A 10200-nucleotide genomic window follows, 5' to 3' on the forward strand; every position below is an offset into this window, starting at 1 on the left:
AATTCTCGTGCGTAAATTACGCTTCAACAATTGCCAGAATGTCGCTCTCGGACATGATCAACACTTCTTCATTGTCGATCTTCTCGGATTTCACGCCGTAGCCATCGTTGAAAATTACGATGTCACCAACTTTAACGTCCAGTGGCTGCACAGTTCCGTTTTCCAGGATGCGGCCCTTACCGACAGCGATGATTTCGCCACGCGTTGATTTGGCTGCTGCAGAACCGGTCAGAACGATGCCGCCAGCAGACTTGGTTTCAACTTCTTTACGTTTGACGATCACACGATCATGTAACGGACGAATACTCATTGATAGCTCTCCTTTGAGAAAGTCATTATCAGTTATGGATGACGCCGGCCCGCATGCGGTTTTCCGACTAGTGCCCTGAGAGATGGGGATAGCTTTTTCCCCCTTCAAGGGGGAGTCGAAAAAAAAATTTGCGAAAGTGTTACCATCGCCTCTCTTTTGGTACTGGCAGGGCGATGTGAATGAGTGGACTCAAGCAGGAGCTGGGGCTGGCGCAGGGCGTCGGACTGCTCTCAACCTCCTTGTTAGGTACGGGCGTGTTTGCCGTACCCGCGCTGGCGGCGCTGGTGGCTGGAAATAACAGCCTGTGGGCGTGGCCGGCGCTGATTGTATTGGTTTTCCCGATAGCCATTGTGTTTGCCATCCTGGGCCGGCATTTCCCCAGCGCGGGCGGCGTGGCGCACTTTGTCGGACTGGCCTTTGGCCCGCGGCTGCAGCGCGTCACCGGCTGGCTGTTTCTTTCCGTCATTCCGGTTGGCCTACCTGCGGCGTTGCATATTGCGACCGGCTTTGGTCAGGCGCTGTTTGGCTGGCATAACGAGCAGTTATTGCTGGCCGAACTGGGTACGCTGGCAATCGTCTGGTGGGTGGGCTCTCGCGGCGCCCGCTCCAGCGCCAACCTGCAGACGCTGGTTGCGGTGCTGATTGTCGCGCTCGTTGTCGCTATCTGGTGGGTGGGCGATATCACAATCAAGGAAATTCCCTTCCCTGCGGTGACAGATGTCGACCATTCACAGCTTTTCGCCGCGCTCTCCGTCATGTTCTGGTGTTTTGTCGGCCTGGAAGCCTTTGCCCATCTGGCCTCTGAATTTAAGCAGCCTGAACGCGATTTCCCCCGCGCGCTGATGATAGGTCTGCTGCTTGCTGGCACGGTCTATTGGGCGTGTACCGTGCTGGTCTTACACTTCCACGCGTTCGGAGCGGATCTCGCCGCCGCGGCATCGCTACCGGGTATCGTGGTGGAACTGTTCGGCGTGAAGGCACTATGGATCGCCTGTGCGATCGGCTATCTCGCCTGTTTTGCCAGCCTCAATATTTATATCCAGAGCTTTGCCCGGCTGTTGTGGTCGCAGGCGCTCGACAAACCAGAGAATCGCCTCGCGCGCCTGTCTAAACGCCAGTTTCCGCTGAATGCTCTGAATGCCGTACTGGGCTGCTGCGTGGTGAGCACGCTGTGTATTTACGCACTGAAGATTAATCTGGACGCGCTCATCGTCTACGCCAACGGCATTTTCATCATGATCTACCTGCTGTGCATGCTGGCGGGATGTCGTTTGCTGAAAGGTCGCTATAAAGCTCTGGCGGTCGTCGGGGGTGTGCTTTGCCTGCTGTTGCTGGCGATGGTGGGATGGAAGAGTCTGTACGCGATTGTCATGCTGGCAGGGCTGTGGGTGTTTTTGCCGAAGCGCGGTGCGCTCCCGGAGGCCCGGTAGGCGAAGCGCCACCGGGCAACAAAATCACCGATCGTCTTTATGATCTAAACGGTCATGCTGTTCATCCTTACGCTGATACTCCCCTTCAAAGGTATCGCCCGGCCCGGTGCTGAACCCGCCGCCCGGCATACGGCTAAAGCGCAGATGCGGCAGCAGCTTCATGGTCAAGTGTTTTTGCACCGGCGGCAGAAGCAGCAGCAGGCCGAGGAAGTCAGTGAAGAACCCCGGCAGGATCAGCAGCAGCCCCGCAATAATCAACGACACGCTTTTGATCATCTCTTCCGCAGGGCTTTCCCCTGCGGCCATCTTCTGCTGCATTATCAGGAAATTTTTGAAACCCTGATTACGCACCAGCGACATGCCGATGACGGAGGTGAAAATCACCAGAATCAGCGTCAGCAGGACGCCCAGCACATGGGCAACCTGGATGAAAATGGAAATCTCAATGTAAACATAGAGAAAGAAAGCAATAAACGGTATCCAGCGCACTGGCATCTCCTGTGTGGCAGAGGCCATCGGGCCCCTGTCTGAATGTGTTCGCGACGCGCGTTTGTATGAGATGGTGACGGTTAGCGAAAATTCAATCAGTTTGCACGGATATTTTTTTTGGAAATTTTAAAGCGGTGACCCATTTCACAGATTAATAATTATCATGGAATCGGCTCGATAATAAGTGATCCAGCTTACGGCAATTCGCTATCATCAGCATATGATCTCGAGCATCTGGCTGATTGAGGGAATAATCGTCGGCCAGAAAATATTCAAAACCACATAAATACTGTGTGTTTAGTACAATCCATCGGCAGCTTGAAAAGAAGGTTCACATGTTAAACAACATTCGTATCGAAGAAGACTTGTTGGGTACCAGGGAAGTTCCAGCGGATGCCTACTACGGTGTCCACACTCTGAGAGCGATTGAAAACTTCTACATCAGCAACAGCAAAATCAGCGACATTCCTGAGTTTGTCCGTGGCATGGTGATGGTGAAGAAAGCCGCAGCACTGGCCAACAAAGAGCTGCAAACCATTCCTAAAAGCGCGGCAAATGCGATTATCGCAGCCTGCGATGAAGTGCTGAACAACGGCAAATGCATGGACCAGTTCCCGGTTGACGTCTATCAGGGCGGCGCGGGCACCTCCGTCAACATGAATACCAACGAAGTACTGGCAAACATTGGCCTGGAGCTGATGGGTCATCAGAAAGGTGAATACCAGTACCTGAACCCGAACGATCACGTAAACAAATGCCAGTCTACCAACGACGCCTACCCTACCGGCTTCCGTATCGCGGTGTATGCCTCTGTGGTGAAACTGGTGGATGCGATCAACCAGCTGGGTGATGGCTTCCAGCGTAAAGCGGTTGAGTTCCAGGATATCCTGAAAATGGGTCGTACCCAGCTGCAGGACGCGGTGCCGATGACGCTCGGCCAGGAATTCCACGCGTTTAACGTACTGCTGAACGAAGAGACCAAAAACCTGCTGCGCACCTCCGAGCTGCTGCTGGAAGTGAACCTGGGCGCCACCGCCATCGGTACGCGTCTGAACACCCCGGATGGCTATCAGCAGCTGGCGGTACAGAAGCTGGCTGAAGTCTCTAACCTGCCGGTAGTGCCTGCAGAAGACCTGATTGAAGCCACCTCAGACTGCGGCGCCTACGTCATGGTACACAGCGCACTGAAACGTCTGGCGGTGAAACTGTCCAAAATCTGTAACGACCTGCGCCTGCTCTCTTCCGGTCCGCGCGCTGGCCTGAATGAAATCAACCTGCCAGAACTGCAGGCGGGTTCGTCCATCATGCCAGCCAAGGTGAACCCGGTTGTGCCAGAAGTGGTGAATCAGGTTTGCTTCAAAGTCATCGGTAACGATACGACCGTGACCATGGCCTCTGAAGCGGGTCAGCTGCAGCTGAACGTGATGGAGCCAGTGATTGGCCAGGCGATGTTTGAATCCATCCACATCCTGACCAACGCCTGCTACAACCTGCTGGAAAAATGCATTAACGGCATCACGGCGAATAAAGAAGTCTGTGAGGGTTATGTCTACAACTCCATCGGGATCGTCACCTACCTCAACCCGTTCATCGGTCACCACAACGGTGATATCGTCGGTAAGATTTGCGCCGAAACCGGTAAGAGCGTACGTGAAGTGGTGCTGGAGCGCGGGCTGTTGACCGAAGCTGAGCTGGACGATATCTTCTCGGCCCAGAACCTGATGCACCCGGCATATAAAGCAAAACGATATACCGATGAAAGCGAACAGTAACCGTTCAGGCTAGGCTTCTTAAGGCACGTCACTTGTGACGTGCCTTTTTTCTTTTTAGGCGTTACCAAAATACAACAATTCAATATCAACTTGTTAATAAGCAAGGAAGGTCCTTATGTTTGGAGCAGAACTCGTCATCGTCTTGTTGGCGATTTATTTGGGAGCAAGACTCGGGGGTATCGGCATCGGTTTTGCCGGCGGTCTCGGGGTGCTCGTTCTTACCCTTATCTTTCAGATTAAACCCGGCGCAATCCCGTTCGACGTTATCGAAATCATCATGGCCGTTATTGCCGCTATCGCCGCCATGCAGGTGGCAGGCGGTATGGACTACCTGGTAAGCCTGGCGGAGCGTATGCTGCGCCGCCATCCAAAATACATTACCTTCCTTGCCCCGCTGGTGACCTGGTTTATGACCATTCTCGCCGGTACGGGCCACACCGCCTTCTCTACGCTGCCGGTGATTACCGAAGTGGCGAAAGAGCAGGGTATCCGTCCGTCTCGCCCGCTCTCTATTGCCGTCGTCGCGTCCCAGATTGCGATTACCGCCTCACCGATTTCCGCTGCGGTGGTCTTCTTCGCCGGTATTCTTGAGCCGATGGGCGTGAGCTACCTGACGCTGCTGGCGATCTGTATCCCGGTGACGCTGATTGCGGTGATGATCACTGCCGTGCTGTGTAACTTCCTCGGCGCCGAACTGAAAGACGATCCGGTTTATCAGGAACGCCTCGCCAAGGGTGAAGTGAGACTGCGCGGCAGCCAGGTCTTCGAGCTGAAGCCGCACGCAAAACGTTCCGTGCTGCTGTTCCTGATCGGTATTGTCGCGGTGATGTTCTACGCGACCGCCATCAGCGACACCGTGGGCCTGATCCAGAACCCGGTCCTGCCGCGTAACGAAGCGATTGTGGTGTTTATGCTGACCATCGCGACGCTGATTAGCATCACCTGTAAAATTGATACCAGCGAAGTGCTGAACGCCAGCACCTTCAAATCCGGTATGAGCGCCTGCGTGTGCGTCCTCGGCGTAGCCTGGCTTGGTGATACCTTCGTGAAAGCGCACATCAGCGACATTCAGACCGTCGCTGGCGACCTGCTGCACAACTACCCGTGGCTGCTGGCGGTGGTGCTGTTCTTTGCTGCTACCCTGCTTTACTCCCAGGCGGCGACCACCAAAGCGCTGATGCCTGCGGCACTGATGCTGGGCGTTACCCCGCTGACGGCGATTGCCTCTTTCGCAGCGGTTTCTGCCCTGTTCGTTCTGCCAACCTACCCAACCCTGCTGGCGGCGGTGGAGATGGACGACACCGGCTCAACCCGTATCGGTAAGTATGTGTTTAACCACGCGTTCCTGATCCCGGGCGTGGTCGCCATTTCACTTTGCGTGATCCTCGGCTTTATCATTGGCGGCGTGGTGCTGTAAACGGTGAGTGGTTGTAAAAATAGTTAAAATCGGGCCGCTCTGCGGCCCGTTTCATTAATGACCAACCGCCTTGCGTGATATAGTGAAGCCTTTCGTGATGAGGAGGTCGACTTGTGAACACGCCTGATGCTGTTGTCGTACTGTGTACCGCCCCTGATGAAGCCTCTGCCCAGGATCTCGCCGCCAAAGTGCTGGCCGAAAAACTGGCTGCCTGCGTGACGCTCCTTCCCGGTGCTACCTCCCTTTATTACTGGGAAGGCAAACTGGAGCAAGAGTACGAAGTCCAGATGTTGCTCAAAACCAATCTGGCGAATCAGCAGGCTCTCCTGGACTGCCTCAAATCTCATCATCCTTACCAAACTCCGGAACTGCTGGTGCTGCCAGTGGTCCACGGCGATAACGACTATCTCTCATGGCTCAACGCTTCCTTACGCTGATCCTGCTGCTGTGCAGCACGTCAGCTTTTGCCGGGTTGTTTGACGCGCCCGGCCGTTCGAACTTTATTCCTGCCGACCAGGCTTTCGTTTTCGACTTTCAGCAAAACCAGCACGATCTCAGTCTTACCTGGCAGGTGAAAGAGGGCTATTACCTCTATCGCAAGCAGGTGAGCATTACCCCTGCCCAGGCAAACGTGGGCGCACTGCAGATGCCCGCTGGCGAGTGGCACGAGGACGAGTTCTACGGCAAGAGTGAAATCTACCGCCAGCGCTTAAGCGTGCCCGTGACGGTGAATCAGGCCGATAAAGGCGCGACGCTGACGGTAACCTATCAGGGATGTGCGGATGCAGGTTTCTGCTATCCGCCGGAGACGAAGGTCGTACCACTCAGCGAAGTGAAAGCCGCCGCCGCTATTCCCCCTCTCCCCTCAGGGGAGAGGGCCAGGGTGAGGGGTGAAGGAGAAGGCGAAGCCGCGTCAGACCTTCCGTTCTCAGCGCTTTGGGCCTTGCTGATCGGTATCGGCATTGCCTTTACGCCGTGCGTGCTGCCGATGTATCCGCTCATCTCTGGCATCGTGCTGGGCGGTAAGCAACGGCTTTCCACCGCACGCGCGCTGCTGCTGGCCTTTATATACGTGCAGGGAATGGCGCTAACCTACACGGCGCTCGGCCTCGCGGTTGCCGCTGCCGGTTTACAGTTCCAGGCAGCACTCCAGCACCCTTATGTTCTCATTGGCCTGTCAGCGGTGTTTATCCTGTTGGCGCTGTCAATGTTTGGCCTGTTCACGCTACAGCTGCCCTCCTCGCTGCAAACGCGCTTAACGCTGATGAGCAACCGTCAGCAGGGCGGCTCCGCAGGCGGCGTGTTCGCGATGGGTGCCATTGCCGGGCTGATATGCTCTCCCTGCACTACCGCGCCGCTGAGCGCTATCCTGCTGTACATAGCTCAGAGCGGCAATATGTGGCTCGGCGGCGGAACGTTGTACATGTATGCTCTGGGCATGGGCCTGCCGCTGATTCTGGTCACGGTTTTCGGCAATCGACTGCTGCCGAAGAGCGGCCCGTGGATGGAGACGGTGAAAACCGCGTTTGGCTTTGTCATCCTCGCGCTGCCGGTGTTCCTCCTTGAGCGTATCATCGGGGACGTCTGGGGTTTACGCCTGTGGGCGATGCTCGGCGTAGCGTTCTTTGCCTGGGCGTTTATTGTCAGCCTGGGGGCGAAGAAGCCATGGATGCGCCTGGTACAAATCCTGCTGCTGGCTGCTGCGCTGGTGAGCGTACGCCCTCTGCAGGACTGGGCGTTCGGCACACCGGTGGGTCAGACGCAAGCGCATCTGAACTTCACCCAGATTAAAAACGTGGATGAATTCAACAGCGCCCTGGCAGAGGCGAAAGGCAAAGCGGTGATGCTCGATCTCTATGCCGACTGGTGTGTCGCCTGCAAAGAGTTTGAAAAATATACTTTTAGCGATCCACAGGTGCAAAGCGTCCTGAAAGAGACCGTTTTGCTCCAGGCGAACGTGACCGCCAATAATGCGCAGGATAAGGCTCTGCTGAAGCAGCTTAACGTGCTCGGGCTGCCAACGATTCTGTTCTTCAATCAACAGGGCCAGGAGCAGCCAGAACAGCGTGTAACCGGGTTTATGGATGCGGCGGCATTTAGCGCGCATTTGCGCAATCGCCAACCGTAAACAACACTTTAAACGGGACATACCGTTGGGAATAGCGGAGGAGATAACCGTGCAACGTGAAGACGTACTGGGACAAGCCCTGCAACTACTTGAGATTCAAGGGATCGCCAGCACCACGCTTGAGATGGTAGCCGACCGTATCGATTATCCTCTGGATGAACTTAAGCGCTTCTGGCCTGATAAAGAGGCACTACTCTATGATGCCCTGCGCTATCTCAGCCAGCAGGTTGATATCTGGCGCAGGCAACTGATGCTGAATGAAGAACTGACTGCGGAGCAAAAGCTGCTGGCGCGCTATACCGCGCTGACCGAATGCGTCAGCAACAACCGCTACCCGGGTTGTCTGTTCATCGCCGCCTGCACTTATTTTCCCGACCCAGGCCATCCTATCCACCAGTTGGCGGAGCAGCAAAAACGGGCGGCGCATGACTTCACCCACGAGCTGCTGACCACGCTGGAAGTCGATGACCCGGCGATGGTGGCGAAGCAGATGGAGCTGGTGCTGGAAGGTTGCCTCAGCCGCATGCTGGTGAACCGTAGCCAGGCCGATGTGGATACGGCGCACCGCCTGGCGGAAGATATTCTACGCTTTGCCCAATGCAGAATGGGTGGAGCGCTGACCTAAGCCAGCATGCCCGCCCAGGCGGAGACGAGCAGACACAGCGCCATCAGGCGCTGAAACCGCACCATCGCCACGGTGGTGCGAAAAATTCGGTTCACCGCTTTACCCAACCACGCCCAGCACATCAAGCAGGCCATCGAGATCAGCAGAAACCATAGCGCCATTAGCGCAATATCCCGCAATGCATGGTCGCCAGTTGGGGCAAACAGGCTGACGACGGCCAGCGCCATCATCCAGGTTTTGGGGTTCACGATCTGCAGCAGCGCCGCCGCCCGAGCGGTGAATCGGATACGGTTCTCAGCGGAAAGACGGGCGGCCGGAGCGCGAAACAGCTGCCAGCTCATCCAGCTTAGCCACAGCACGCCTGCCCAGCTCATTATCTGACGTATCAGAGGATACTGACGCAGCACTTCTCCTGCGCCCGCGCCTGATACCAGCACGATCGCACTGGCCGCGATACACCCGCCCAGAATAGCAGGTACGGTATTTTTTACGCCAAAGTGCTGGCTGTTCGTCAGCACCAGGATATTGGTTGGCCCCGGCGTAATGGAGGCGACAAATGCGAACAGCAGAAAGGGTATCAAACTCACAGGTGGCTCCTTTTTATTAGAGCCATGAATGTGCCGTTATTTTTTGGAAACGTCTGGAAGGTTTGTGCACAACCGGCGGTAGTGTGCGGGAGAAATACGGTAAGCACGCTGAAACCATCGCCCCAGATGGCTTTGATCGGCAAAACCCACTGCGGCAGCCACATCAACGGGCTGGTCACCGCGCGCCAGCAGCTGTCGGGCCTTTGCCAGACGCAGCTGAATAAGCCATGCGTGGGGCGCCAGGTTGAACTCGCGCTTAAAACAGCGCGTCAGGGTAAAGCGATCCGTGCCCGTCTCGCGCGCAAGATCTGACAGCCCCACGTTCTCACCGATATGGGCATAGAGATAGTCGCGCGCACGATGCGCCACGGCAGCGCTTTGTAACTGCGACGGCAGTTTCTTACGCCAGTGGCAATGGGCGGTGATCCGTGAGAGCAGATTATCCATTGTGCTCTGCTGAACGATTTTCATCTCGTCATTATGCAGGGTAGAGAATGTCTCACCGATAGCGCGCACCAGCTGCGGCTCCCGCGTCAGCGTTTGGGCAAAGTGGAGTGAATAACTCCCTGGAGTCGATTCGTAGAGCCCCTGTAGCGCATGGGTAAGCCAGCGCTCATCAAGATAGAAGGTCAAATAGGTAAAGCCACCCTCTACAGGCGCATCACCGTCGTGGATCTCGCCAGGCTCGAGGAGAAATGCGTCGCCCGGCTGGCTACGATGACGCTCACGGCGGCAGTGAAACTGCTGCGTGCCGGAGAGGGTTATCCCTACCAGATAGCTATCGTGCCAGTGCGGATCAAAGGCATGCCCTTCGAAATGCGCTTTAATCGTCTCAATACCCGTATCTGCATGCTGACGCAGTTCAAGCCAGTCATTTGCCATACTGCCCTCCTCTTGCTCTCAGCATTGCCGTATCACGCAAGTTCTGTCTGGAAGATTTGTGCATTTTCACGGCGAAAGCGGACAGATTGCCGCAAACTTAAGCAGTTGAACAGCTTTTCCCGAAATAATGTTGACGATCGAGCGTGATTGCGGTTTAATGCGCTCCGTTGCCCGGATAGCTCAGTCGGTAGAGCAGGGGATTGAAAATCCCCGTGTCCTTGGTTCGATTCCGAGTCCGGGCACCACTATTTAAAGAACCCAGCCTATGGCTGGGTTTTTGCTTTTCTGCGTTTATAAATCCCTTCTTTGTATTCTTGTTTCTCTTTGCCGTGCGGTCTGCGTTGCCGGATGGCGGCTTTGCCTTATCCGGCCTACTGAGCCCGCAGGCCCGGCAAGTGCAGCACTATCGGCCTTTTCTGCGCGCGCAAAGCAAAAAACCCCGCACCTTACGGTACGGGGTTCTTCTATTTGATGCCTGGCAGTTCCCTACTCTCACATGGGGAGACCCCACACTACCATCGGCGCTACGGCGTTTCACTTCTGAGTTCGGCATGGGGTCA

The 10200-nt window shown here is 55.8% G+C and carries 10 protein-coding genes, 1 tRNA gene and 1 rRNA gene; 7 read left to right on the plus strand and 5 right to left on the minus strand.

From position 1 onward, the window contains the following. Nucleotides 1-16 precede the first annotated feature (16 nt). The gene (locus tag BJ885_RS18545) at nt 17-310 is read right to left on the minus strand and encodes a co-chaperone GroES (RefSeq protein WP_003855929.1); all 294 of its coding nucleotides are present in this window, start codon (nt 308-310) and stop codon (nt 17-19) included. Nucleotides 311-489: 179 nt separating this feature from the next. Here BJ885_RS18545 and yjeH point away from each other — a divergent pair, with 179 nt between their 5' ends. Continuing rightward, nucleotides 490-1740, plus strand: coding sequence for an L-methionine/branched-chain amino acid transporter (gene yjeH / locus BJ885_RS18550; protein WP_121932342.1), 1251 nt, complete (start codon nt 490-492; stop codon nt 1738-1740). Nucleotides 1741-1764: 24 nt separating this feature from the next. Here yjeH and BJ885_RS18555 read toward each other — a convergent pair whose 3' ends face one another. Beyond that, complete coding sequence (locus tag BJ885_RS18555; protein WP_023616652.1) at nt 1765-2229, minus strand: FxsA family protein; 465 nt, start codon at nt 2227-2229, stop codon at nt 1765-1767. Between the two features lie 335 nt (nt 2230-2564). On the opposite strand from BJ885_RS18555, the gene aspA reads away from it, so the two are divergent. The 5 genes from aspA (at nt 2565) to BJ885_RS18580 (ending at nt 8171) form a co-directional block, all read left to right on the plus strand. Next, nucleotides 2565-4001, plus strand: a complete 1437-nt coding sequence (aspA, locus tag BJ885_RS18560) for an aspartate ammonia-lyase (protein WP_003855923.1) — start codon at nt 2565-2567, stop codon at nt 3999-4001. Nucleotides 4002-4116: 115 nt separating this feature from the next. Then, nucleotides 4117-5418 carry an anaerobic C4-dicarboxylate transporter gene (locus BJ885_RS18565; RefSeq protein ID WP_023334226.1) on the plus strand — a complete coding sequence of 434 codons (1302 nt, stop codon included), beginning with the start codon at nt 4117-4119 and terminating at the stop codon, nt 5416-5418. A gap of 113 nt (nt 5419-5531) precedes the next feature. Continuing rightward, complete coding sequence (cutA, locus tag BJ885_RS18570) at nt 5532-5855, plus strand: divalent cation tolerance protein CutA (protein WP_014168278.1); 324 nt, start codon at nt 5532-5534, stop codon at nt 5853-5855. Then, nucleotides 5831-7546 carry a protein-disulfide reductase DsbD gene (locus BJ885_RS18575; protein ID WP_121932341.1) on the plus strand — a complete coding sequence of 572 codons (1716 nt, stop codon included), beginning with the start codon at nt 5831-5833 and terminating at the stop codon, nt 7544-7546. The genes cutA and BJ885_RS18575 overlap by 25 nt, the downstream gene beginning before the upstream one ends. Nucleotides 7547-7595: 49 nt before the next feature. After that, nucleotides 7596-8171: a transcriptional regulator gene (locus BJ885_RS18580; protein WP_023310110.1), complete on the plus strand. Its 576-nt coding sequence runs from the start codon at nt 7596-7598 to the stop codon at nt 8169-8171. On the opposite strand, the gene BJ885_RS18585 is transcribed toward BJ885_RS18580, so the two are convergent. Together BJ885_RS18585 and BJ885_RS18590 are read right to left on the minus strand one after the other, a co-directional pair. Beyond that, nucleotides 8168-8758 (minus strand): LysE family translocator, encoded by a 591-nt coding sequence (locus BJ885_RS18585; protein ID WP_121932340.1) that lies wholly within the window; start codon nt 8756-8758, stop codon nt 8168-8170. The genes BJ885_RS18580 and BJ885_RS18585 overlap by 4 nt on opposite strands. A gap of 36 nt (nt 8759-8794) precedes the next feature. After that, entirely contained in the window at nt 8795-9640 is an 846-nt protein-coding gene (locus tag BJ885_RS18590; protein WP_029742108.1) for an AraC family transcriptional regulator, read from the minus strand. Between the two features lie 169 nt (nt 9641-9809). Between BJ885_RS18590 and BJ885_RS18595 the strand changes: the two genes are divergently transcribed. Next, nucleotides 9810-9885: transfer RNA gene (locus BJ885_RS18595), tRNA-Phe, on the plus strand. 228 nt (nt 9886-10113) lie between these two features. On the opposite strand, the gene rrf is transcribed toward BJ885_RS18595, so the two are convergent. Then, nucleotides 10114-10200 (minus strand): 5S ribosomal RNA (rrf, locus tag BJ885_RS18600); the annotation flags it as partial.

Source organism: Enterobacter sp. WP_7_1 (genome assembly GCF_003688535.1).
Taxonomy (GTDB): domain Bacteria; phylum Pseudomonadota; class Gammaproteobacteria; order Enterobacterales; family Enterobacteriaceae; genus Enterobacter; species Enterobacter asburiae.

Excerpts from the sequence above, each read along its gene's own strand:
- BJ885_RS18545 (WP_003855929.1), bottom strand. The coding sequence starts at position 310 with ATGAGTATTCGTCCGTTACATGATCGTGTGATCGTCAAACGTAAAGAA.
- BJ885_RS18590 (WP_029742108.1), bottom strand. The coding sequence starts at position 9,640 with ATGGCAAATGACTGGCTTGAACTGCGTCAGCATGCAGATACGGGTATT.
- BJ885_RS18565 (WP_023334226.1), top strand. The coding sequence starts at position 4,117 with ATGTTTGGAGCAGAACTCGTCATCGTCTTGTTGGCGATTTATTTGGGA.
- BJ885_RS18575 (WP_121932341.1), top strand. The coding sequence starts at position 5,831 with ATGGCTCAACGCTTCCTTACGCTGATCCTGCTGCTGTGCAGCACGTCA.
- yjeH (WP_121932342.1), top strand. The coding sequence starts at position 490 with ATGAGTGGACTCAAGCAGGAGCTGGGGCTGGCGCAGGGCGTCGGACTG.
- aspA (WP_003855923.1), top strand. The coding sequence starts at position 2,565 with ATGTTAAACAACATTCGTATCGAAGAAGACTTGTTGGGTACCAGGGAA.